24 protein-coding genes are annotated in these 22,768 nt (G+C 70.6%); 8 read left to right on the top strand and 16 right to left on the bottom strand.

Annotated features, from left to right (window positions below; translation table 11 throughout):
• Positions 1 to 7 precede the first annotated feature (7 nt).
• The gene (locus EHO50_RS23640) at positions 8 to 1,366 is read right to left on the bottom strand and encodes a glycoside hydrolase family 10 protein (protein WP_181449679.1); all 1,359 of its coding nucleotides are present in this window, start codon (positions 1,364 to 1,366) and stop codon (positions 8 to 10) included.
• A 106-nt stretch (positions 1,367 to 1,472) separates the two neighbouring features.
• The gene (locus tag EHO50_RS23635; protein ID WP_128433168.1) at positions 1,473 to 2,579 is read right to left on the bottom strand and encodes a LacI family DNA-binding transcriptional regulator; all 1,107 of its coding nucleotides are present in this window, start codon (positions 2,577 to 2,579) and stop codon (positions 1,473 to 1,475) included.
• Positions 2,580 to 2,734: 155 nt separating this feature from the next.
• Between EHO50_RS23635 and EHO50_RS23630 the strand changes: the two genes are divergently transcribed.
• The gene (locus EHO50_RS23630; protein WP_128433167.1) at positions 2,735 to 5,065 is read left to right on the top strand and encodes a beta-xylosidase/alpha-l-arabinosidase; all 2,331 of its coding nucleotides are present in this window, start codon (positions 2,735 to 2,737) and stop codon (positions 5,063 to 5,065) included.
• A 21-nt stretch (positions 5,066 to 5,086) separates the two neighbouring features.
• On the opposite strand, the gene EHO50_RS23625 is transcribed toward EHO50_RS23630, so the two are convergent.
• From EHO50_RS23625 to tsaB, 4 genes are read right to left on the bottom strand one after another with little or no spacing between them, the layout of a single operon-like run.
• Positions 5,087 to 5,359, bottom strand: coding sequence for a hypothetical protein (locus EHO50_RS23625; protein ID WP_128433166.1), 273 nt, complete (start codon positions 5,357 to 5,359; stop codon positions 5,087 to 5,089).
• Positions 5,356 to 6,468, bottom strand: a complete 1,113-nt coding sequence (gene tsaD / locus EHO50_RS23620; RefSeq protein ID WP_128433165.1) for a tRNA (adenosine(37)-N6)-threonylcarbamoyltransferase complex transferase subunit TsaD — start codon at positions 6,466 to 6,468, stop codon at positions 5,356 to 5,358. The genes EHO50_RS23625 and tsaD overlap by 4 nt, the downstream gene beginning before the upstream one ends.
• Complete coding sequence (gene rimI, locus EHO50_RS23615) at positions 6,461 to 6,958, bottom strand: ribosomal protein S18-alanine N-acetyltransferase (protein ID WP_128433487.1); 498 nt, start codon at positions 6,956 to 6,958, stop codon at positions 6,461 to 6,463. Before rimI ends, tsaD begins: the two co-directional genes overlap by 8 nt.
• Before the next feature lie 56 nt (positions 6,959 to 7,014).
• On the bottom strand, positions 7,015 to 7,671 hold the full coding sequence (gene tsaB / locus EHO50_RS23610) for a tRNA (adenosine(37)-N6)-threonylcarbamoyltransferase complex dimerization subunit type 1 TsaB (RefSeq protein WP_128433164.1): 657 nt from the start codon (positions 7,669 to 7,671) through the stop codon (positions 7,015 to 7,017).
• 115 nt (positions 7,672 to 7,786) lie between these two features.
• On the opposite strand from tsaB, the gene EHO50_RS23605 reads away from it, so the two are divergent.
• A complete protein-coding gene (locus EHO50_RS23605; RefSeq protein WP_128433163.1) occupies positions 7,787 to 8,341 on the top strand; it encodes a hypothetical protein in 555 nt (184 codons plus the stop codon).
• 204 nt (positions 8,342 to 8,545) lie between these two features.
• On the opposite strand, the gene EHO50_RS44105 is transcribed toward EHO50_RS23605, so the two are convergent.
• From EHO50_RS44105 to EHO50_RS23585, 5 genes are all read right to left on the bottom strand, one after another.
• Complete coding sequence (locus EHO50_RS44105; protein ID WP_164904920.1) at positions 8,546 to 8,719, bottom strand: hypothetical protein; 174 nt, start codon at positions 8,717 to 8,719, stop codon at positions 8,546 to 8,548.
• A 134-nt stretch (positions 8,720 to 8,853) separates the two neighbouring features.
• A complete protein-coding gene (gene tsaE / locus EHO50_RS23600) occupies positions 8,854 to 9,366 on the bottom strand; it encodes a tRNA (adenosine(37)-N6)-threonylcarbamoyltransferase complex ATPase subunit type 1 TsaE (RefSeq protein WP_128433162.1) in 513 nt (170 codons plus the stop codon).
• Positions 9,332 to 10,573, bottom strand: coding sequence for an alpha/beta fold hydrolase (locus EHO50_RS23595; RefSeq protein ID WP_128433161.1), 1,242 nt, complete (start codon positions 10,571 to 10,573; stop codon positions 9,332 to 9,334). Before EHO50_RS23595 ends, tsaE begins: the two co-directional genes overlap by 35 nt.
• Before the next feature lie 225 nt (positions 10,574 to 10,798).
• Positions 10,799 to 11,962 carry an alanine racemase gene (alr, locus tag EHO50_RS23590; RefSeq protein ID WP_128433160.1) on the bottom strand — a complete coding sequence of 388 codons (1,164 nt, stop codon included), beginning with the start codon at positions 11,960 to 11,962 and terminating at the stop codon, positions 10,799 to 10,801.
• Positions 11,963 to 12,068: 106 nt separating this feature from the next.
• Positions 12,069 to 12,926 (bottom strand): L,D-transpeptidase family protein, encoded by an 858-nt coding sequence (locus tag EHO50_RS23585; RefSeq protein WP_128433159.1) that lies wholly within the window; start codon positions 12,924 to 12,926, stop codon positions 12,069 to 12,071.
• Positions 12,927 to 13,060: 134 nt separating this feature from the next.
• Here EHO50_RS23585 and EHO50_RS23580 point away from each other — a divergent pair, with 134 nt between their 5' ends.
• Positions 13,061 to 13,432, top strand: coding sequence for a holo-ACP synthase (locus EHO50_RS23580; RefSeq protein WP_128433158.1), 372 nt, complete (start codon positions 13,061 to 13,063; stop codon positions 13,430 to 13,432).
• 25 nt (positions 13,433 to 13,457) lie between these two features.
• On the opposite strand, the gene EHO50_RS23575 is transcribed toward EHO50_RS23580, so the two are convergent.
• Positions 13,458 to 14,603, bottom strand: coding sequence for a hypothetical protein (locus tag EHO50_RS23575; protein ID WP_128433486.1), 1,146 nt, complete (start codon positions 14,601 to 14,603; stop codon positions 13,458 to 13,460).
• Positions 14,604 to 14,894: 291 nt separating this feature from the next.
• Here EHO50_RS23575 and EHO50_RS23570 point away from each other — a divergent pair, with 291 nt between their 5' ends.
• Together EHO50_RS23570 and EHO50_RS23565 are read left to right on the top strand one after the other, a co-directional pair.
• Entirely contained in the window at positions 14,895 to 16,331 is a 1,437-nt protein-coding gene (locus EHO50_RS23570) for an NAD(P)H-hydrate dehydratase (RefSeq protein ID WP_128433157.1), read from the top strand.
• Between the two features lie 60 nt (positions 16,332 to 16,391).
• Positions 16,392 to 17,567, top strand: coding sequence for an FAD-dependent monooxygenase (locus EHO50_RS23565; RefSeq protein ID WP_128433156.1), 1,176 nt, complete (start codon positions 16,392 to 16,394; stop codon positions 17,565 to 17,567).
• Between the two features lie 103 nt (positions 17,568 to 17,670).
• Here the strand turns inward: EHO50_RS23565 and EHO50_RS45190 are convergent, their stop codons facing one another.
• The 3 genes from EHO50_RS45190 to EHO50_RS23550 form a co-directional block, all read right to left on the bottom strand.
• On the bottom strand, positions 17,671 to 18,021 hold the full coding sequence (locus EHO50_RS45190) for a hypothetical protein (protein ID WP_246101354.1): 351 nt from the start codon (positions 18,019 to 18,021) through the stop codon (positions 17,671 to 17,673).
• A gap of 3 nt (positions 18,022 to 18,024) precedes the next feature.
• Positions 18,025 to 18,945, bottom strand: a complete 921-nt coding sequence (locus tag EHO50_RS23555; protein ID WP_164904919.1) for a hypothetical protein — start codon at positions 18,943 to 18,945, stop codon at positions 18,025 to 18,027.
• An 80-nt stretch (positions 18,946 to 19,025) separates the two neighbouring features.
• Positions 19,026 to 19,436, bottom strand: coding sequence for an ATP-binding protein (locus EHO50_RS23550; RefSeq protein WP_128433155.1), 411 nt, complete (start codon positions 19,434 to 19,436; stop codon positions 19,026 to 19,028).
• 205 nt (positions 19,437 to 19,641) lie between these two features.
• Here EHO50_RS23550 and EHO50_RS23545 point away from each other — a divergent pair, with 205 nt between their 5' ends.
• Genes EHO50_RS23545 through EHO50_RS23535 form a run of 3 tightly spaced genes read left to right on the top strand, consistent with a single transcriptional unit; the run spans position 19,642 to position 20,936 of the window.
• On the top strand, positions 19,642 to 20,481 hold the full coding sequence (locus tag EHO50_RS23545) for a helix-turn-helix domain-containing protein (RefSeq protein ID WP_128433154.1): 840 nt from the start codon (positions 19,642 to 19,644) through the stop codon (positions 20,479 to 20,481).
• 8 nt (positions 20,482 to 20,489) lie between these two features.
• Positions 20,490 to 20,693, top strand: a complete 204-nt coding sequence (locus tag EHO50_RS23540; RefSeq protein ID WP_128433153.1) for a DUF397 domain-containing protein — start codon at positions 20,490 to 20,492, stop codon at positions 20,691 to 20,693.
• Positions 20,694 to 20,714: 21 nt separating this feature from the next.
• Positions 20,715 to 20,936 (top strand): DUF397 domain-containing protein, encoded by a 222-nt coding sequence (locus tag EHO50_RS23535; RefSeq protein ID WP_128433152.1) that lies wholly within the window; start codon positions 20,715 to 20,717, stop codon positions 20,934 to 20,936.
• On the opposite strand, the gene glmS is transcribed toward EHO50_RS23535, so the two are convergent.
• Positions 20,897 to 22,744, bottom strand: coding sequence for a glutamine--fructose-6-phosphate transaminase (isomerizing) (gene glmS, locus EHO50_RS23530; protein ID WP_128433151.1), 1,848 nt, complete (start codon positions 22,742 to 22,744; stop codon positions 20,897 to 20,899). The two genes, EHO50_RS23535 and glmS, sit on opposite strands and share 40 nt — an antisense overlap.
• Positions 22,745 to 22,768: the final 24 nt, after the last annotated feature.

The following is a 22,768-nucleotide window of genomic DNA, read 5'->3' as shown; positions in this document are numbered from 1 at the left end:
AGACTTCTCAGCCCAGCGTCACCGTCGGCACCGGATTGCTCCCGCTCCACGACCCGTTGAACCCGAAGGTCACCGAACCGCCGTCGGGAACCGTCCCGTTGTACGAGGCGTTGGAACAGGTGACCGTCGCCCCCGACTGAGTGCAGGTCGCGTTCCAGGCCTGCGTGAGCTGCTGCCCCGCCCCGTACGCCCAGCTGACCTTCCAGGACGACAGCGCCGCCCCCGAGCAGGAGATGCGGACCTGCCCGGTGAAGCCGGTGTTCCACTGGCTGGTGACGCTGTAGGTCGCCGTGCACGCGTCCGTGGGAGGCGGTGTCGTCGTGCCGCCGCCCAGCGACTCGGCGATCGCGGCGTAGGCCGGCTTCGGCGCATAGTTCTCGTCGTACGGCGTCGCCGCGCCCTGCCCCGGGAAGGTGCTCGGGATCCAGGAGTCGGAGTCGGTGAAACCCCACACGGTGACGCCGACGCACCGCGACACCGCGAGGCAGGCGTTCATGACCGCCTTGTAGTCGGCGGCCTGCTGCGTCAGCTTGGCGCTGTCCGAGGGCAGTTGCATACGAATGTCCAGCTCGGTGATGGCCACGTCGACGCCGAGGTCGGCGAAGCGCTGGATGTTCTGCTGCATGGTGGACGGGACCTGGCCGAGGATCAGGTGGGCCTGGAGGCCGACCCCGTCGATCGGTACGCCGCGCTCCTTCAGGGACCGCACCAGGTTGTACAGGGCCGTGCTCTTCGCGTTCACGCCCTCGACGTTGTAGTCGTTGATGTACAGCTTGGCGCTCGGGTCGGCGGCGCGGGCGGCGGTCAGGGCCTGGGCGATGTAGTCGGCGCCGAGGCCGTTGTACCAGAGGGTCTGCCGGTAGGCGCCGTCCTCGTTGAACGGCTCGTTCACCACGTCCCACGTCGCCAGCCGGCCCTTGTAGCGGCCGACTTCGGTGGCGATGTGGTCGTTCATCAGCCCGCTCAGCTCGGCCGGCGTCCAGCTGCCGTTCGTCAGCCAGCTCGGGTTCTGGCTGTGCCAGACCAGGGTGTGGCCGCGCACCTGCTGGCCGTGCGCCTCGGCGAAGGCGACGATCTGGTCGGCCTCGGCCCAGTTGAAGTTGCCGCGCGTGGGCTCGACGGAGCCCCACTTCATGGCGTTGCCCGGGGTCAGCGCGTTGAACTCGCGGCCCGCGATGTCGCCGTAGGCGCCGGTGAGCTTGGAGCCGGTGACGGCCGTGCCCATGACCTTGCCCTTGGCGGCGGCGAGGTCGCGCAGCGGCGTGTCAGCGGCCTGGGCCGGGGTGGCACCCAGCGTGAGCAGGAGGGCGGCGGCTGCGGTGAGGAGCGCGGCAAGACGTGCACGTGACGATCTGGAGGGTCTCATTGCGGGTGCCTCCGAAAGTTTCGGTCGTGCAACCGATTGACTTCGGAGGAGTGTGAAGGCGCCCGTCCCACCCGTCAATACGTCAACTTCCGGCCACCGGGGCCACTCAGGCCCCGTCGGGCGCCGCCGTACTGCTGCGCACCACCAGGCTGGTCGCCAGCTCCACCCGCGTCGCCGCCGGTGTCCCCTCCTCCCGCGCGAGGTCGAGGACCAGCTTCGCCGCCGCCTCCGCCATCTCCGTGAGCGGCTGCCGTACGGTCGTCAGCGGCGGCCCCACCCAGCGCGCGATCGGCAGATCGTCGAACCCGACCACGCTGAGGTCCTCCGGAATCCGCAGCCCCAGCTCACGCGCGGCCTCGTACAGCCCGAGCGCCTGGAGGTCGTTCCCGGCGAAGACGGCGGTCGGCCGGTCCGGGCGGCGCAGCAGCTCCAGGCCCTGCCGGTAGCCGGTCTCGTGGTGGAAGTCGCCGGGGCGGATCAGGTCCTGCTCGACCGGGAGGCCGGCCGTCTCCAGGGCGGCCCGGTAGCCGTCGATGCGGGCGCGGCTGCACATCATCCGGGACGGCCCGGTGATCGCGCCGATCCTGCGGTGCCCCAGCTCGACCAGGTGCCGGGTGGCGGCGAGTCCGCCCTGCCAGTTGGTCGCCCCGATGGACGGCACGTCGGCGCCCGGGTCGCCCGCCGGGTCCATCACCACGAACGGGATCGACCGGCTGGTCAGCAGGGCGCGCTGGGACTCGTCGAGGCCGGACAGCACGAGGATCACGCCGTGCGGGCGCCGGGCGGCGACCTGGTCGGCCCAGGTCCGGCCGGGGGTCAGCCGCCCCGCGCTCTCGCTCAGCACGACGCTCAGCCCGGCGTCCCGGGCGACGTTCTCCACGCCCCGGATGACCTCCATCGCCCAGGCGCTCTCCAGCTCGTGGAAGACCAGGTCGATCAGGGGCGACCGGCTGGCCTCGGCGCGGCGGCGCCGGTAGCCGTGGGCGCGCAGGAGTTCCTCGACCCGGGTGCGGGTGGCCGGGGCGACGTCGGCCCGTCCGTTGAGGACCTTCGAAACAGTCGGCGCGGACACACCGGCCTCGCGGGCGATCTCGGCGAGCGTCGCGGTCTGCGAGGACCGCCCGGCCGACGGTGATGTCGTCCGGGTTTCACGTGTTGTCGTCCGGGTTTCACGCGTTGTCGCCCTGGTTTCGGCGGGCTCCGAGGGTGTCATGGCGGCGATCGTATCCCTGCGCGACCTCTTGACGAACCCTTCTTACCGCGCCTAGGTTCCCGGAACATTCGAGGTGAAGAACGAAACATTCGCGAGAGGGCCTTCCCGTCACCGCCCCGACAGGAGTTTCCAGCCATCGCCCGGACAGGAGTTTCATGACCACCGCCCCCTGGCGCGACCCCGCCCTGCCCGCCGCCGACCGCGTCGACGACCTCCTCTCCCGGATGACCCTTCAGGAGAAGACCGCCCAGCTGTACGGCGTGTGGGTGGGCGCCGCCACGGACGGCGACGGGGTCGCCCCGCACCAGCACGACATGACCGCCGAGTCCGCCGACTCCGCCGCCGAATACGACGAGCTGATCACCCTCGGCCTCGGCCAGCTCACCCGCTCCTTCGGCACCGCCCCCGTGGACCCGGCGCTGGGCGCGCAGGCACTGGCCCGCGCCCAGCGCCGTATCACCGCCGCCGGCCGCTTCGGCATCCCCGCGGTGGCCCACGAGGAGTGCCTGGCGGGGTTCACGGCCTGGCAGGCCACGGCCTACCCGGTCCCGCTCGCGTGGGGGGCCACCTTCGACCCCCCGCTCGTCGAGGAGATGGCCCGGCGCATCGGCCGGGACCTGCGCTCGGCCGGCGTCCACCAGGGGCTGGCGCCGGTCCTTGACGTCGTACGCGATCCGCGCTGGGGCCGGGTCGAGGAGACCATCGGCGAGGACCCGTATCTGACCGGCACGATCGGCGCGGCGTACGTGCGGGGCCTGGAGTCGGCCGGGGTCGTCGCGACGCTCAAGCACTTCGCCGGGTACGCGTCCTCGGCGGGCGCCCGCAACCTGGCGCCCGTGCGGGCGGGCATCCGCGAGTTCGCCGATGTCACCCTCCCTCCCTTCGAGATGGCGCTGCGCGAGGGCGGGGCGCGCTCGGTGATGGCGGCGTACAACGAGACGGACGGCGTGCCGGCCTCCGCCGACCCGGCGCTGCTGACCGAACTCCTGCGCGAGCAGTGGGGTTTCACGGGCACGGTGGTCGCCGACTACTTCGGCATCGGATTCCTCGAGACCCTGCATCGCGTGGCGGGTTCACCGGCCGAGGCGGCGCACGCGGCGCTGGCGGCCGGCATCGACGTGGAGCTGCCGACCCTGAAGTGCTACGGGAAGCCACTGGTGGAGGCCGTCCGCGCGGGTGAGGTCCCGGAGGAGCTGGTGGATCGGGCGGCCCGCCGGGTCCTGCTCCAGAAGTGCGAGCTGGGCCTCCTGGACGAGGACTGGACCCCGGAGCCGGCGACGGCACACATCGACCTGGACTCCCCCGCGAACCGGGTGTTGGCCCGCCGGGTGGCCGAGGAGTCGGTGGTCCTGCTGGACAACCCCGACGGCGTCCTCCCCCTCCCCCCGGACGCCCGTGTCGCGGTCGTGGGCCCGCGCGCGGCGGACGCCCTGGCGATGCTGGGCTGCTACTCCTTCCCCTCTCACGTCCTCACGCACCACCCCGAGGTGCCGATGGGCATCGAGATCCCGACGGTCCTGGAGGCGCTGCGCGCCGAACTCCCCGACGCCAAGGTGACGTTCGCGCAGGGCTGCGGGGTGTCCGACCCGAACCTGGCGGGCTTCGAGGAGGCGGTGGCGCGGGCGTCCGAGGCGGATGTGTGCCTGGCGGTGCTGGGCGACCGGGCGGGGCTGTTCGGGCGGGGCACCTCGGGCGAGGGCTGTGATGTGACGGACCTTCAGCTGCCAGGCGTACAGGGCGATCTGCTGGACGCGCTCGTGGCCACGGGCGTCCCGGTGGTCCTGGTCCTGCTCACCGGCCGCCCGTATGCGCTGGGCCGCTGGCACGGGCGGCTGGCGGCGGTGGTCCAGGCGTTCTTCCCGGGCGAGGAGGGCGGCCCGGCGGTGGCGGGAGTGCTGTCGGGCCGGGTCGACCCGTCGGGACGGCTGCCGGTGAGCGTGCCGCGGGTGCCCGGGGGCCAGCCGTGGACGTATCTTCAGCCGCCGCTGGGGCTGGCGGGGGAGGTCAGCAACCTGGATCCGACGCCGCTGTACGCGTTCGGGCACGGACGCTCCTACACGTCGTTCGCGTGGGAGGACTGCACGGGCGGCGACGGGCCGGCGCAGATCGGCACGGACGGCTCGTACGACGTGTCGCTGACCGTCCGCAACACGGGCGACCGCGCGGGCGCGGAGGTGGTCCAGCTGTACCTGCACGACCCGGTGGCGTCGGTGACCCGGCCGGATGTGCGCCTGATCGGCTACCGGCGTGTGGAGCTGGCGCCGGGCGAGGCGAGCCGGGTGACCTTCCGCTTCCACGCGGATCTGTCGTCGTTCACCGACCGTTCGGGTCGAAGGGTGGTCGAACCGGGCACACTGGAACTGCGGCTGGCGGCCTCCAGCGCGGACGTACGACACACGGCCCGCCTGGAACTCACCGGCCCGGTCCGGGAGTTGGGACCGGGCCGGCGACTTCGGTGCGAGACGGAGGCGTCGGCGCCGGAGTGACACGAGGTGCGCGGGGAACCGTCACGCCTCTTGAGGCAACTCCGTCCCCACTGACTCGAACCGCCACCGATGCACCGCCCGAGTCGCCAACTCACCATCCGGTTCCGGCAGTTCGGGCAGCTCGGCGTCGAACTCGGCGTCCCACCAGGTGATGACGAGCACCCGGTCCTGCGGCGCCCGGAAGGTCTCCCGGCGCAGGGGCCGTACGGCCAACTCCTGTGCCCGCGCCCACGCCAGCAGCTCCTCCCCCCGTCCCGGAACCGCCCGCGCCTCCCACATCAACGCGACCGTCACGAGTACAGGTTCTCCTTGCTGACCTCGTGCACGTGGTCGTGGTCGTGGTCGTGGCTGTGCCCCGGCACATGAGGATCCGTCACCGGCAGCGAGGAGTCCGCCGACAGGTCCCAGCTGGACGCGGCCCGGCCCCGCGCAACCATCTCCGCGCCCAGCGCCGCCACCATCGCCCCGTTGTCCGTGCACAGCTTCGGCCGGGGTACCCGCAACCGGATCCCCGCCGCCTCGCAGCGCTCCTGGGCCAGCGCCCGCAGCCTGGAGTTGGCCGCCACACCGCCGCCGATCATCAGGTGGTCGACGCCCTCGTCCTTGCAGGCGCGAACGGCCTTGCGGGTCAGCACGTCCACGACCGCCTCCTGGAAGGAGGCGGAGACGTCCCGCACCGGAACCTCTTCGCCCGCAGCCCGCTTGGCCTCGATCCAGCGGGCGACCGCCGTCTTCAGACCGGAGAAGGAGAAGTCGTACGCCGGATCGCGCGGGCCGGTCAGACCGCGCGGGAAGGCGATCGCCTCCGGGTCGCCCTCGCGCGCGTACCGGTCGATGACCGGACCGCCCGGGAAGCCCAGGTTCAGCACCCGGGCGATCTTGTCGAAGGCCTCGCCCGCCGCGTCGTCGATGGTCGCGCCCATCGGGCGGACGTCGGAAGTGATGTCCGACGACAGCAGCAAAGAGCTGTGTCCGCCGCTCACCAGCAGCGCCATCGTCGGCTCCGGCAGCGGGCCGTGCTCCAGCTGGTCCACACAGATGTGGGAGGCGAGGTGGTTGACGCCGTAGAGCGGCTTGCCCAGCGCATAGGCGTACGCCTTCGCCGCCGATACGCCGACCAGCAGCGCGCCCGCGAGCCCGGGGCCGGCGGTGACGGCGATGCCGTCCAGATCCCTCGCGCTGACCCCCGCTTCCTTCAGCGCGCGGTCGATGGTCGGGACCATCGCCTCCAGGTGCGCCCGGGAGGCGACCTCCGGCACGACGCCGCCGAAGCGGGCGTGTTCGTCGACGCTGGAGGCGATGGCGTCGGCGAGCAGGGTGGTGCCGCGGACGATGCCGACGCCGGTCTCGTCGCAGGAGGTCTCGATGCCGAGTACGAGCGGCTCGTCGCGTGAGTCAGTCATTGATCTCGGTTCCTTGTACGGAAGTTGAACCCGCGGCGGAGCCGCTGTCGGATTTCGTGTCCAGTCGCATCACCAGGGCGTCCACGTTCCCCGGCTGGTAGTAGCCGCGCCGGAAGCCGATCGCCTCGAAGCCGTAGCGCTCGTAGAGCTTTTGCGCGCGGACGTTGTCCACGCGGCACTCCAGCATCACTTCGGCGCACTCGAAGACGGAGGCGGCCCGCAGCAGTTCGGTGAGGAGACGGCCACCGAGCCCCGTCCCCCAGTAGTCGCGGGCGACGGCGATGGTCTGGATGTCGGCCAGGTCCCCGGCGGACGCGAGTCCGGCGTATCCGACGAGCCGCTCGCCCTCCTCGGCGACGACGTAGCGCCGTGTCGCCTCGGGCCCGCGCGAGTGGGCCAGCTCGGACCAGAACATGCCCCGGGACCAGGCGTCCTCGGGGAAGAGCTCCTTCTCCAGGCCCAGCACGGCGTCGATGTCCCACCAGCGCATCTCGCGCAGCACAGGAGTCACGGGCGGCCCGGTCTCCGGTCCGGTCGTCTGTCCTGTCACTTGGGGGTGACCACCTTGTAGTTCTTGGGGACCTGGGCGTCGGGTCGGCGCAGGTACAGCGGCCGGGGCGCGGGAAGTTCCTCGCCCGCCGCCAGTTTCTCCGCGGCCAGCCCGGCGAGGGCCGCCGCCGACACGTGCTCGGGCTCGTGGGCGCCGGGGAAGGTGTCGGGGTACAGCAGCGCGCCCGCGCCGACGGCGGGCAGTCCGGCGACCTGGTCGGCGATGTCGGCGGGCCGGTCGACGGCCGGGTCGGTCAGACGCGTACGGGAGTCGGCGTACCGCGCCCAGTAGACCTCCTTGCGCCGGGCGTCGGTCGCCACGACGAACGGGCCCTTCTCGATGTCGGCGGCGTACGCGAGGCCGTCCAGCGTGCACACGCCGTGCACGGGGACGCCGAGGGCGAGCCCGAAGGTGTCGGCGGTCATCAGACCGACGCGCAGCCCGGTGTAGGGGCCGGGGCCGATGCCTACGACGATGCCGGTGACGGCGTCGAGTTTGAGGCCGGCCTCGGCGAGGACCCGGTCGACGGCCGGCAGCAGCAGCTCGCCGTGCCGGCGCGCGTCCACCTGGCTCGAGGAGGCGATGACGTCCGTACCGTTGTGCAGCGCGACGGTGACGGCGGGGGTGGCGGTATCCAGAGCGAGCAAGAGCACGCAAACAGCCTACGGCGCTCTCGCCCCAGGAAGCGCCGCCCCGGCGGCGCCCTTGACGGCTGCTACGGTCTGGCTTGATCACGACGTACGACGCGGACGACGGAGGTGGGCGACGGTGGCAAGCAGCAGCTCCGGATTCGTGGCGGGGCTCACCGCGGCCGCCCTCGCGACCGTCGGCTTCCTCACCTACCAGGCCCGGGCTAGCGTCCCGGCCGACCTGGGCAATCCCCGTGCGAGCAGCTCACCCGCGGCGAGTGCCGCCAAGGGGGCCCGCGACGGGAGGGACCCCGGCGCGCTGCCCGCCGGGTCCGGTACAGGTGTGCGGGTCGTGTACTCGCTGGACGACGACCGGGTGTGGCTGGTCGGCGAGGGCGACACGGTCAAGCGCACGTTCCGCGTCACCGCCGGATCGGTCGACCCGGCGCCGGGCGTCTACTCGGTCACCTCCCGCTCCAACGCGGTCACCGGCACCGACGGCACCGCCATCGAGCACGTCGTCCGCTTCAGCGAGGTGGAAGGCGTCACCATCGGCTTCAGCGCGGCCGTCGACGGCTCCACGCCCCTGCCCAACCCGCCCGTGAAGACGGGCGGCATCCGTGAATCCCGGGCGGACGGCACCGCGATGTGGGACTTCGCAACAATCGGCCGAACGGTCGCGGTCATCCGCTGAGCAGAGCGGGCAAGGGCGCGGCAGCGCCCTCAAGGGGCGCGAGGAACTGCGCGACCAGCCACCACGGAGCGGCAGACGAACGACGTGGCAAGGGCGCGGCAGCGCCCTCAAGGGGCGCGGGGAACTGCGCGACCAGCCACGACGGCGCGGCAGACGAACCACGAAACGAGCCCGGCACCCCCCACCGCGGCCCAACCAGCGGAGCTACGCCGCTTCGCGATGCCCGTGCCCCGCGGCCGGCCGGGGCGCCTGCGGCTCGGGAGCCCGCGGCGGGGTCGAGATCACGTTCGCGGCGGCGCCGGCCGCCAGCAGATCACGCATGGACACCCCGGCGACCACCCGCGGCCGCTGCTGGACCTTGTTCTCCGAAGCCGACATGAACGCCTCCTGGGGCCGGGAGGGGACGTAGTTAGGTAGACCTAACTACGGACTGGATACCATGTGACCACGCGCAAGACCGCAAATGCAATATCTTGCCGACGTCTTGTCGGAATGTTCACCCCGGGCCGGGCTCAGGCGGACAGCACGCTCAGATCCACCGCCGCCCAGCGCTCCCCGAGCCCGGTCACGGTCACATGCCGTACCTCGTCGGTCGTGTCACCGACGGCCCGGTGGATCACGACCTGCAGCCGCTCCTCGGTCAGTTCCTCGACCTTGCCCTCGCCCCACTCGACGACGATCACCGACTCGGGCAGCGAGACGTCGAGGTCGAGGTCCTCCATCTCGTCGAGGCCGCCGGACAGCCGGTAGGCGTCGACGTGGACGAGTGGCGGACCGTCGCCGAGGGAGGGGTGCACGCGGGCGATCACGAAGGTCGGGGACGTGACTGCTCCCCTGACGCCCATCCCTTCGCCGAGCCCCCGGGTCAGCGTCGTCTTGCCCGCGCCGAGCTCCCCGCTGAGCATCAGGAGGTCGCCCGCGCGCAGCAGCTTGGCGAGGCGGCGGCCCAGTTCCCGCATCTGCTCGGGAGAAGTGACGGTCAGCTCGAGGTCACCCGCGTTGTGCGGTGCTGCTGGTGCTTCCATAGCCACTTACGGTAGCCCCTGCGGGCACGGCACCCGAGCGGGTGAGCAGGTCGGCCAGGCGGTCGGTGACCACTTCCGGGTGCTCCAGCATCACCAGATGCCCGGCGTCCGGCACCAGGACCAGCTCGGCGTCCGGCAGCAGATCGGCGATCGCCTCGCTGTGCTCGCTGGGCGTGACGAGGTCACCCACACCGGCCAGGACGAGTACGGGCATCTCCGTGAAGAGGCCGAGCGCCTCGGTCTTGTCGTGGTCGGTGAAGGCCGGGTAGAACTCCGCGACCACGTCGATCGGCGTTCCCTCGATCATTCGCTCGGCGAACCGGGCGACGGCCGGATCGACGTCCCGCGACGAGAACGAGTACCGCTTGATGATCCCCGCGAACAGGTCCGCGGTGGCCCGGCGCCCCTTCTCCACCAGCTCGGCCCGCTGGCCCAGCGCCTTGAGCACGCCCGGCAACACTCGCCGTACCGCATTCACACCGGCGACGGGCAGCCCGAAGTTGACCTCGCCGAGCCGTCCGGACGACGTACCGACGAAGGCGGTGGCGACGACCCGGTCGCGGATCAGCTCCGGGTACTGGTCGGCCAGCGCCATCACCGTCATCCCGCCCATGGAGTGCCCGACCAGCACGATCGGCCCCTCGGGCACGGCCGCGTCGATGACGGCCTTCAGGTCACGCCCGAGTTGCTCGATGTCGACGTGCCTGCCGTCCTGCGTCTGGGCCACGCCCCGCCCGGAGCGGCCGTGGCTGCGCTGGTCCCAGTGCACGGTGCGCACGACGCCCCTGAGCGCGGCGCGCTGGAAGTGCCAGGAGTCCTGGCTGAGGCAGTAGCCGTGGCTGAAGACGACGGTGACGGGGGCGGGAGCCTTGCGTCCGAAGAGCCGGCGCCGGCGCGGGGTGAGGGCGGGGGCGGCCTCGGGGTCGATGTCGTCGACCTCGTAGTACAGCTCCGTGCCGTCGTCGGCGTACGCCTTGCCGGGCATGCCGCGCAGCGAGCCGTACGGTCCCGCCGAGTCCAGGGCGAGGCGGGCCTTCTGCCGCATGCCGCGGCCCACCGTCATCCGCTCTATGGCGACGCCGGCGGCCGCCCCCGCCGCGATCACACCTATCGCCGCACCGGCGATACCGGTCGCCCTGCGCCAGTTCGCGGCCGCCCCCGTGGCGGAGGCGACGGCCATGACGGCCTCCGCGCTGCTCTCGCTCACGTACCGCTCCTCTTCGCTGGGTCGGGTGGTGCTGGTGTGACGTAGGTGCTGGATGGTGCAGGTGTTGTTCGCAGGGCTGTTCCGCTACGGGTTACCCGTCTTGTTCCTCATTCACCTAGATGCATGCGGATGGACGCATCCCATGGAGGAATCCTTGGGGGAATCCTTGAGGGAATCCTTGAGGGAATCCTTGAGGGAATCCCACGGAGGAATCCCACGGGTGCATCACACCGACGCATTCCTATAGACGCGCGGAACGCGCGTTCCGATCCGGGTGACGATTTCATAGGAGATGGTGCCCGCGGCCTGGGCCCAGTCCATGGCAGTGGACTCGCCCCGGTCGCCGGGCCCGAACAGGACGGCCTCGCTGCCCGCCGGGGGCTCGTCGCCACCCAGGTCCAACACGAACATGTCCATGGCGACCCGGCCGGCGATCGTCCGCAACTTGCCGTCGACCAGCACCAGGCTGCTGCCCGAGGCCGGCCGCGGAATGCCGTCCGCGTAGCCGACCGGCATCAGGCCGAGGGTGGTCTCGCCCGGGGTGATGTAGTGATGGCCGTAGCTGACGCCGTGGCCGCCGGGGACGCGCTTGACGAGGGACAGCGAAGCACTGAGCGTCATCACCGGGCGCAGGCCGAAGTCCGCCGGGGTGCCCAGCTCCGCGCTGGCCGAGACGCCGTACATGGCGATGCCCACGCGGACCATGTCGAAGTGGCTCTCGGGCAGGGTGAGGGTGGCCGCCGAGTTGGCGATGTGCCGCACCTCGGGCCGTACGCCCTGCTGCTCGGCGTAGGCAGTCATCTCCCGGAACAGGGCGAGCTGGGCGGCGATGGACGGGTGCCCCGGCAGGTCGGCACACGCGAGGTGCGAGAACACGCCGACGATCCGGACCAACCCCTCGGCCTCCGCGCGCAGCGCCGCCGCGACGACTTCGGCCCAGTCCTCCCCGGGCTGGCAGCCGTTGCGGCCGAGCCCGGTGTCGGCCTTGAGGTGCACGCGCGCGGGGCGTCCCGCCGCCCGGGCGGCCTCGGCGACCTCCCGCACGTCCCACATGCTGCCGAGCGAGACGTCGATGTCGGCCTCGATCGCCTGCTGCCAGGGCGCGCCCGGCACCCACAGCCAGGCCAGGATGCGACCGGGAAGGCCGGCCGCGCGCAGCTCGAGGGCCTCCTCGACCGTGGTCGTGCCGAGCCAGGTCGCGCCCGCGGCGAGGGCCTCGCGGGCGCACGGCACCGCGCCGTGGCCGTACGCGTCGGACTTGACGACGGCCATCACGGCGGCACCCTGGGCCCGCGCGCGCAGGGCCTGCACATTGGCGCGCAGGGCGCCCAGATCGATCTCGGCGCGTGCGCGCACTGCAGCGGTCGGCACAGCAGCTGTCTCACTCATCGCGTCCCCTAATCTCTCAGAGGTCGCTAGTCTCTCAGAGGCCGCCGACAGCCCCCGGGCACTGCCCCCTCACGGGCCCTCGGCCCCTCGAGGCCCTCGGGCGCGCTCAGGCACCGGGCCGCCGCCCCCACACATAGACCTTGTCGTTGTTCTTCAGCACCCGCCACAGCTTGCGGGCGTCCTCCAGGGGCAGATTGACGCATCCCATCGAGCCGACGGGGGTGTAGATGTTGCCGTAGACGCCGTGGAACGCCTGGCCGCCGCTGAAGAACTGGGAGTAGGGCATGGGGCTCTTGTACAGCGTCGACACGTGGTTCTTGTGCCGCCAGTACACCGCGTGCCACCCGGTCCGCGTCTCGTACCCCTCCCGTCCGCTGCGGATGGACACGGGACCGTAGACGACGTCCTTGCCGTCCTGTACCCAGATCAGCTGCCGGTCGAGGTCGACACAGGCGACCCGGTACGCCCGCACCGGGCACTTCTTGTCGGCGTTCGGGTTCTTCCCGGCGTCGAGGAGCTGCATGGTGGCCCAGGTGACAGGCCCGGCGAACCCGATGGCGGGCTTGATCCCGTGCTTCTTCTGAAAGGCGCGGATGGCCCGGCAGTCGGCGGCCGACTGCTCCCCGTCCACCGGCAGCTTCAGCCACTCCTCGACCTGCCGCTGCCGCGGGCCCGTCTCCTCGCTGCACTTCACGCCCCCGAGGGCGTCGATGGGATCGACGTACTCCACGCGGTCGTCGGCCTCCTCCGGCGCGTCCTGCGGCTCGACGGCGTCCTCCTCGGCGCTGGGCGTGTACACCTCCGGCGCCAGCGCCTGGTCGGGCGTGTCCGTCTGCCAGAGCGGGAGCAAGGTGAGGGGGACTCCGGGCACGAGCTCGGTCTGCGATCCGGAATCGGGATCCGGGGGGACGGGGTCGGCCGAGGCGCTGCCCACGGGCAGCAGGGTGGCCGCGGCGAGCACCATTGCGATGCTCCGACATGCGATACGTCCGCTGATCATGCGCTCAGAGAAGCGTGAGGGCCTGCCGTGCGGGAGGTGCCGCGCGGCTGGGTCACTCTTTTGAGGAGCCGACTTGCGGGCCCCATAGGGTTCTCGGCATGAGCATCATCGGGGTCGGTATCGACGTGGCCGAGATCGACAGGTTCGAGGCGGCGCTGCAACGCACGCCCGCGCTGGCCGAACGGCTGTTCCTGCAGAGCGAGTTGCTGCTGCCCAGCGGCGAACGCCGGGGCATCGCCTCGCTCGCCGCCCGCTTCGCCGCGAAGGAGGCCCTCGCGAAGTCACTGGGCGCGCCCTCGGGCCTGCTCTGGACGGACGCCGAGGTCTTCGTCGAGGACAGCGGCCGGCCACGGCTGCGGGTGACGGGGACGGTGGCGGCACGGGCGGCCGAACTGGGCGTACGGTCCTGGCACGTGTCGCTGAGCCATGACGCCGGAGTGGCGTCGGCGGTGGTGGTGGCGGAGGGCTGAGCCTCCGCCACCGCGCACCGGGCGGTCAGCAGATCGACTGACTGGTGTTCACGCGGGTGATGTTCCGGAAGGTCGTGTTCTCACCGCAGGGGCTCTCCCTGATCGCCGAGTTGGTCACGGTCAGGTTCTGGACGGTGATGTCCCGGTTGTTCGGGAACTCGGACCGCGCCGCCAGCCGAAGCTCGCCGCCGCCCGTGATCGTGCCGCTCTGGGCGGCGAGGCTGACGTTGTAGCAGTTCTCGATCAGGACCGAGTTGTTGCCGGTGTTGGAGAGGGTCACCCGGTCGATGACGGCCCCGCCGCTCTCGGACACACAGAACACCCCGCGCCCGCCGCCGCGCGCGACGACCTCGCCCACCCGGATGTTGGTCGGGTACGAACTGCCCACCCGTCCGTTCCGGTTGGCCATGCGGAAGGCGGCGTACCCGGTGCCCGTCCCCGCGTTCTCGGCGTCGACCTTGGTGACGGTGGCGTTGATGGTCTGGTTGAGCAACAGACCCGACTCGCCCACGTTCCGCGCGGTCACCGTGCCGATGGTGATGCCGTCGACGCCGTATGTCTCCACGGCGTGGCTGGAGGCCCCGGAGACGTACACGTTGTCGATCCGGACGTTGCGCGTCCACTGGCTGGTGTCCCCGCGGTTGTCGATCCGCACGCCCAGCCCCGCGGACAGCCGCATGTCGATCTGCCCGAGCACAACATTCTGAACATTCCGCATGAAGACGCCGTACAGCGGGCTGCCGGTGAGGTTCAGGTGCTGGACCTCGACGTCCCGGGTGCCGCGCGAGTAGACGGGCGCCTGGTCGCCGGAACCGCTGCCGGTGACGTTGATGGTGCCGCAGACGTCGAGCACGGTGTAGCTCGGCAGGGAGATCCGGGACCCGGCGGACATGGCTCCCGAACCCCGCACCACCACCCGCTCCTTGGCGGTGCGCCCGGAGGTGAGGCTGTTGACGGCGGCCTGCACGGCGGCCCGCATGTCACCGCCCGTATAGACGGTGCTGCTGCCGCGCCGCGCGGTCCAGGTGCTGCCACTGAGCACGGCTTCGGCCTGGTAGGAGCCTTCACCGCAGGCGGCGGCCGCGGCGGGGGTGGGGGCGGTGAGGGTGCCGAGGGTGGTGAGGAGGGCGGTGGCACCGGCGGAGGCGAGGAGGGCGGCTCTGCGTCCCATGAATGCGGCTCTGCGTCCCATGAGGGGCTTCCTCTCGTCGAACCGATCGCATCGAACGGATCTCGTCGCACGGATCTCGTCGCAGGGATCTCGTCGCACGGATCTCGTCGCACGGATCTCGTCGCACGGATCTCGTCGCACGGATCTCGTCGCAGGGATCTCGTCGCAGGGATCTCGTCGAATCCATTCGACTGAATCGATTCATCCTGTGGGGGCCGGTGAGTTTGGCAAAGGCACGGCAAAGCGTCAATGGATGCGACGAGTTCCGCCGGGTACGGGAGACTCGGTCGCATGCGGACTGCGTACGGCGTGGAGACGGTAAGGGCGGCCGAACGGGAGCTGATGGCACGGCTGCCGGACGGGGCACTGATGCAACGGGCGGCGGCCGGACTCGCCGCCGCCTGCGCGGATCTGCTGGGCCGGGTGTACGGCAGCCGGATCGTCCTGCTGGTCGGCAGCGGCGACAACGGCGGCGACGCCCTGTACGCCGGCGCGCGACTGGCCAGGCGCGGGGCGGGAGTTACGGCGATCCTGCTGAACCCCGAGCGGGCGCATGCCGCAGGGCTGACGGCGCTGCGCCGGGCGGGCGGCCGGGCGGCCGGGGTCGATACGGCCGAGGAGTTGATCGAGCGCGCGCATCTGGTCGTCGACGGGATTGTCGGGATCGGCGGCAAGGGCGGGCTCCGCCCGGAGGCGGCACCGCTGGCCGCCGCGGCCGAGCGGTCGCGGGCCGCCGTGGTCGCCGTGGACCTGCCGAGCGGCGTGGACGTGGAGACGGGCGAGGTACGCGGGGCTGCGCTGCGGGCCGACCTCACCGTCACCTTCGGCACGCACAAGCCGGGGCTGCTGATCGATCCGGCGCGGGAGTACGCCGGGGTGGTGCGCCTGGTGGACATCGGTCTGGCGCTGCCGAACGGCGCGGTGGAGCTGGAGGCGCTGCAACACGCGGACGTGGCACTGCTGTTGCCGTTGCCGGCGGCGGAGTCGGACAAGTACCGCCGGGGGGTCGTCGGCATCGCGGCAGGCTCGGCTCGCTATCCGGGCGCGGCCGTGCTCGCGGTGGCGGGGGCGTTGCGGGGCGGGGCGGGGGCCGTTCGGTACGTCGGTCCGGCCGGGGACGCGGTGATCGCGCGGTTCCCCGAGACGCTGGTGTCGGACCGGGGACCGAAGAAGGCGGGGCGCGTGCAGGCGTGGGTCGTCGGCCCCGGCGCGGGGGACGACGCGGCGACGGTGGCGGAGGTGCTGGCGGCGGACGTCCCGGTACTGATCGACGCGGACGGGCTGCGGCTGGCGGACCCGGAGGCGGTACGCGGCCGTACGGCACCGACCCTGATGACCCCGCACGCCGGGGAGGCGGCGGCACTGCTCGGGGTGGCACGGGAGGAGGTCGAGGGGGCTCGGCTGGCTTCGGTAAGGGAGTTGGCGGCGCGGTATTCGGCGACCGTGCTGTTGAAGGGGTCGACGACGCTGGTGGCGGAGGCGGGCGGCACCGGGCCGGTCCGGGTGAACCCGACGGGAACCGGCTGGCTGGCCACGGCAGGCAGCGGTGACGTGCTGTCCGGTTTGGCGGGATCGTTGCTGGCGGCGGGGCTCACGACGGTGGACGCTGCGAGCGTGGCCGCGTATCTCCATGGCCTCTCGGCGAGGTTCGCGGCGGACGGGGCGCCGGTGGGGGCGCATGACGTGGCCGAGGGGATTCCGGGGGCTTGGCGGGATGTACGGGGCTGACGAGAGGGAGTTACGGCGGCGGTCTGCCTCACGGGGCCGGTGTCCCGTCGGGGGCGTCGCATGAGGGCGATCGTGGTCGGAGCCGGCATCGGAGGACTGGCCGCGACACTGAGCCTGCGCCGCGCCGGCGTCGACGTGACGCTGGTCGAGCAGACGGCGCGCTTCACGGAGGTGGGCGCCGGAATCCAGCTCGCCCCCAACGCCACGCGGGAGTTACGCCGACTCGACGTGCTGGACGCGGTCGCCGCCCGGGCCGCCCGCCCTGCCCACGTCAGCTTCCACACCTGGTCGGACGGGGCGGAGATCTGCCGCTACGCGCTGGGCCGCGAGGCGGAGGAGGAGTTCGGGGCGCCGTATCTGGTGGTGCACCGGGCGGACCTGCACGGCGCCTTGGCCGCCGCGGTGCCACGGGAGGCGGTACGCCTGAACACGACGGTCGTCGCGATCGGCCAGGACGACGACTACGCCCAGGTGATGACGGCGACGGGCGAGCGCCTGACCGCGGACCTCGTGGTGGCGGCGGACGGCATCCGATCCGCCGCTCGCCAGTGGCTCTTCGGCAAGGACGAGGCCGTCTTCTCGGGAACGGCGGCATACCGGGCCCTGTTGCCGGCCGAGGAAGTGGCCGACCTGGGCCTCCCTCCACTCGCCGTCTGGCTCGGCCCGGACCGCCACTTCGTCCACTACTGGGTGCGGCGCGGCGAACTGCTCAACGTCGTGGCCGTGTTCAGCACGGGGGAGTTGACCCAGGAGTCATGGACCGCTCGGGCTGAACCCGGCGAGCAACTGCGCGAGTTCGCCGGCTGGGACCCCCGAGTACTGAGCGTCCTCGAACGCGCGGGCCAGGTGTACCGCTACGGCATCCACACCCGCACCCCGCTCCCCCGCTGGAACGTCGGCCGGGTGACCCTCCTCGGCGACAGTGCCCACGCGATGGTGCCGTTCCAGGCGCAGGGGGCAGCGCAGGCGATCCTGGATGCGGCGGTGCTGGGCGATGTCCTGGCGGGAGTGACGCCGGCCGGGGTACCCGACGCGCTGGACCGCTATGTCCGCCGACGGCTGGCGGGGGCCACGGGCATGCAGGCCCGCTCCGCGCGGGCGGGCGGGGAGTTCCATTTGCCGGACGGGCCGGAGGCAGAGGAGCGCAACGCCCGCATGGCGGCGTACGCGGCCGAGCACAGGTTCATGCCTCAGGCGAGGGCGTGGAGGGTAGACCTACTGGCTCCCCCGCCGTGACGGAACCGGCACCCGGAAGGTTCGGGTCCTCGGCGTACAGGTCCTCGGCCCGCTCGACCGTACGGGAACGCTCCAGCCAGGCATCTATGCGATCGAGGTCGGTTCAGCTCGTGATGCGCTCACGCACACTGTCCGGTACGGGGATGCCACGCACCTTCAGCACGAGCAGGATTCCCTTGGCCTTGCCTTCGGCCAGGCCTTTGGCGTACCCGGAGGCCCACTCCTCGGCGTATCCCGGCGGCCACTTCTCGATCTTGCCGCGCAGGTACGCGATCTCCCAAGGAGACAAGGTCTCCCGTTTGAGGATCTCCTTGTACCTTCCGTGGAGTTCGGCCACGCTCTTCTCGGGTGCGAGCCCCAAGGCCATGGCCGCCACGAGCGACGTGGCAATGCCTGAGATTTCCTCTTGCAGCTCCGGGTTCAGGCTCTGCTGATTGTCTTGCAGGTCTGTCAACGCTCACGCCTCTTCAGGACTGGCGCCCGGAACCTGCGGGTCCTCGGCGAACAGGTCCTCGGCCACTGTGGCAGTCAGAGAACGGTCGAACCAGAGAGTGAGCGTGTCGAGGTCAGTGCACGAGGTGATGCGCTCCCGGGTGTCCTCGGGTACCGCGATGCCGCGCTTCTCCAGCGCGCGCAGGATCATCAGGGCGCGGTCTTCGACCTTGCCCTCCAGGTAGGCCGTCTCACGAACCGTCCCCCGACCGGGGAAGTAGCTGACGAACGTCGACATGATTGCCTTCCATTTCTCTCCGGCTGGAGTCTTACCCAGGGCGACTTCGAGGAAGTCGAAGAAGTACTTGGCGGTGGCGGGATCGGTATCCAGGAGTTCCTGAAGGGCTGTGCTGATGGCCTCCAGTCTGGCGTCGCAGTCGCGGCCACGGGCGTGTGCCAAGGCGGAGAGCACTGCCAGTGGGAGGTTCTTCGCCGCGGTCCGCGCGTCGGTGATCACCGGCAGGTTGTCCGGCCCGGCGACCAGCGGATACGTCCGCAGAGCCGTCCACCCGCGCGTGCCGCAGTCGAAGGGACCGGCCGCCCACTTGGCCGTGGCTCTGTCCTGGCAGACGACGAGAAGCAGTACGGGTAGCCCGTACTTCGCCTGGAGGTAGCCGATGTAGTACGCCCAACTCCACTCCTTGCCCGCAACCTTGCCCGACTGCGCCTCGACGGCGAGCAGAAAGTCCTCTCCATCGGATGGCCCGATGCGCAGCACGGTGTCCACGCGACGTTCCAGCGGCCGCGCCTCCGTCACGTCCGTGGTGACGGCGTCCACGGTCGCCTTCGCGGATAAGGGGACGCCCAGCACCCCGAACACGGGAGCCAGGATCTCGGGCCGCTCCTGAAAGATGCGGTGCATGCCCTCGTGAGCTGATGTGACCATGTGTGCAACCTTGATGGCGTGATGGGTTGAAGATCCAGACGATCGGGATACGTCCACTCTTTCGAGTGGCGAGCAAACGTTCACGCCGCCGAAGTCAGCTCGCACCACACGTACTTGCCGCGATTCCCGTCCCTGGTCAGCGGCTGCCACCCCCACAGATCCGAACCGGCCCGGACCAGAGCCAACCCTCGCCCCTCCTCGGCCTCCCCGAGCTTCTCCAACTCCCGCGGCGGCTCAGGCGGTTCGGGATCCGCGTCCCACGCCCCGATCCGCAGCACACCGGCCGACCAGCGCACGCGCAGGGCGGCGGGCCCTTTGGTATGGCGTACGGCGTTGGCGACCAGCTCGGTGGCGAGGAGTTCGGCGGTGTCGGCGAGGTTGATGAGGCCGTGCATGGTGAGGATCAGCCGGAGGGTGCGGCGGGAGACGGTGACGGCTCGGACGTCGTTCGGGATGTAGAGCGTGTACTCCCAGGGTTCGGTTTCGGGCATGCGTGAACTCCGTTCGGGTGGCAGGGGGGTAGTTCAGGTTGCGGTGACAGTGCCGCAGCCGTCACGGCAGGACGGAGCGGTGCGCTTCCGCTACGTATGCGCTACGTCACTGACGGTAGGGGATAATCTTTCGGTCGAGCAAGCCAATCGCGTAATCTGACCCCCGAACGAGTCGCTTCAAGCGTGTTGCACCGAGGAGCAGTTCATGACGACCAGGCGCGAACCAACAGCGCGTCAGATGCGCCTGGCGATCGAGTTGCGCAGACTTCGCGACGCGGCAGACCTCAGCGCCCGCCAAGCGGCGGCACTGCTCGGTGTGAACGCCGTACAGATCAGCCACATCGAGTCCGGCCTGTCGGGCGTGAGTGAGGAACGACTGCGCCGACTCACCTCTCACTACGCCTGCACGGACGAGGAGTTCATCGACGCCTTGGTCGCGATGGCCACCGATCGGACACGTGGCTGGTGGGAGGAGTACCGGGGCCTGCTGCCCACATCGTTCCTGGACCTGTCCGAACTGGATCACCATGCTCGATCTCTGCGCAACGTAGCCACCCTCTACGTGCCGGGCTTGTTGCAGACAGAGGACTACGCCCGTGCCGTCTTCTCCGACAGAATTCCCGAACTCACCGAAGGTGAGATCGAGTTGCGTGTCCGCCACCGAATGAAACGCCAGCAGATCGCCACCTTCCCCTACGAGGCGGTGATCCACGAAGCGGCCCTGCGCATCAGGGTCAGCGACCGTGCGACGTCACGCGCCCAGCTCACCCGCATCCTGGAACGCTCCGATGCGGATCGGATCACGGTGCGCGTGATCCCCTTCGACCTGGATGGCTTCGGCCTGGCCGCGAGCACGATGACCTACGTGAGCGGCCCCGTCCCCAAGCTGGACACAGTGGTCCGTGATGCTCCCCATGGCACAGTCTTTGTCGATTCCGAAGCCCAACTCAGCTCCTTTCGAAGGCTCTTCCATAGAGTGAAGGCAATGTCACTCGAACCCGAGCGCTCGCGTGACTTCATCTACAGACTGGCGAAGGAGCTGTGAGGTTTCCCATGATCACCCCCGAGAACTGGCGGAAGTCGTCCTACTCCGGCGGTGGCGACGGCAACGACTGTGTGGAGATCGCGAACTCCCCCACTCATGTCGCCGTACGCGACACGAAAGCCCCGGCCAGGGCAACCCTCACCTTCCCGGCCGGAGCCTTCTCAGCCTTCCTCGACGCCCTCAAGTCTGCTCGCACCCGAACGGTCGCCTGACGAAGGAGCTGTGAGGCGCCCATGACCATCTCCGACAACTGGCGGAAGTCGTCCTACTCGGGCGAGGGCGACGGCAACGAGTGCGTGGAGATCGCAACCTCCCCCACCCACACCGCCGTCCGCGACTCAAAGACCCCGGCCAGGGCAACCCTCACCTTCCCAGCCGGAGTCTTCACCGCCTTCCTCGAAGACCTAAAGTCGGCTCACTCCACCGTCACCGACTTCGCCAAGTTCCGAGGCTGATCCACCTCGTTCCCCCGAGCCGTAGCCAACTCACACGCGAACACCTGCAACGGCACCGTCGCCACAAGCGGCTGAAGCAAGGTCGGCGTAGCCGGAATCCGGATCAGGTGATCCGCATACGGCACCACCGCCTCGTCCCCCTCCTCCGCGATCACGATCGTCCGCGCACCCCGAGCCCGAATCTCCTGGATGTTGGAGACGATCTTGTCGTGCAGGACGGACCGCCCCCGAGGCGAGGGCACCACCACGACCACCGGCAGGTCGTCCTCGATCAAGGCGATCGGCCCGTGCTTCAACTCCCCCGCCGCAAACCCCTCGGCGTGCATATAGGCGAGTTCCTTCAGCTTGAGCGCGCCCTCCAGCGCCACCGGATACCCCACGTGCCGTCCCAGGAACAGCACCGTGTTCTTGTGGGCGAGCGACCGCGCCAGCTCCCGCACCGGCTCCATGGTCTCCAGCACCCGCTCGACCTCACCACCGATCTTCGCCAGGTCCCGCACCACCGCGTGGATCTCGTCCCCCCACTTGGTGCCCCGCACCTGCCCCAGATACAGCGCGACGAGATAGCAGGCCACCAACTGCGTCAGGAACGCCTTGGTGGACGCAACCGCGACCTCAGGCCCGGCATGCGTGTACAGCACCGCATCCGACTCGCGCGGAATGGTCGACCCGTTGGTGTTGCAGATCGCCAGTACCCGCGCCCCCTGCTCACGGGCGTGCCGGAGCGCCATGAGCGTGTCCATGGTCTCGCCGGACTGGGAGATGGCGACGACGAGCGTCTGCTGATCGAGGATCGGATCCCGGTACCGGAACTCACTCGCCAGCTCCACCTCACACGGAATCCGCGTCCAGTGCTCGATGGCGTACTTGGCGATCAACCCGGCGTGAAAGGCCGTGCCGCAGGCGACGATGACGACCTTGTCGACTTCCCGCAGCTCGGAGGCGCTGATCCGGACCTCGTCCAGTGTCAGTGAGCCGACGGCGTCGATGCGCCCCAGCAACGTATCGGCGACCGCCTTGGGCTGCTCGGCGATCTCCTTGAGCATGAAGTAGTCATAGCCCCCCTTTTCCGCGGCGGCGGCATCCCAGTCGATGCGATACGACCGCACATCCGCCGGCCGCCCGTCGAACCCGGTGACGGTCACCCCGTCCCGCCGCAGCTCCACCACCTGATCCTGCCCCAGCTCGATCGCCGACCGCGTGTGGGCGATGAACGCGGCGACGTCCGAGGCGAGAAAGGCCTCACCCTCCCCAACGCCCACCACCAGCGGCGAGTTCCGCCGCGCCCCCACCACCACATCGGGCTCGTCCGCATGCACGGCGACCAGCGTGAACGCCCCCTCCAGCCGCCGGCACACCAGCCGCATGGCCTCGGCGAGGTCGGCACAGGCCGAGAACTCCTCGGCGAGCAGATGAGCCACGACCTCGGTGTCCGTCTCGGACCCCAGCTCGTGCCCCCGCTCCTCCAACTCGGCGCGCAGACATGCGAAGTTCTCGATGATCCCGTTGTGCACGACGGCCACGCGCCCGGCGTTGTCGAGGTGCGGATGCGCGTTGGCATCCGTCGGTCCACCGTGCGTGGCCCACCGCGTGTGCCCGATGCCCGTAGTCCCGGTCGGCAGCGGCCGCTCCGTCAGCTCCTTCTCCAGATTGACGAACTTGCCCGCCTTCTTCGCGGCCGCCAGCCCCCCGTCCGCCAGCACGGCGACGCCCGCCGAGTCGTATCCCCGGTACTCCAGCCGCTTCAGCCCGGCCATCACGATCTCGAGCGCCGACTGCGACCCCACGTATCCCACGATTCCGCACATGCGCGGCAGCCTACGACCGAACTC

This window comes from Streptomyces cyaneus (genome assembly GCF_004028635.1).
Taxonomy (GTDB): Bacteria; Actinomycetota; Actinomycetes; order Streptomycetales; family Streptomycetaceae; genus Streptomyces; species Streptomyces cyaneus.
The sequence above is the reverse complement of the archived record's forward strand: the minus strand, read 5'-3'. Positions and strand labels throughout refer to the sequence as shown.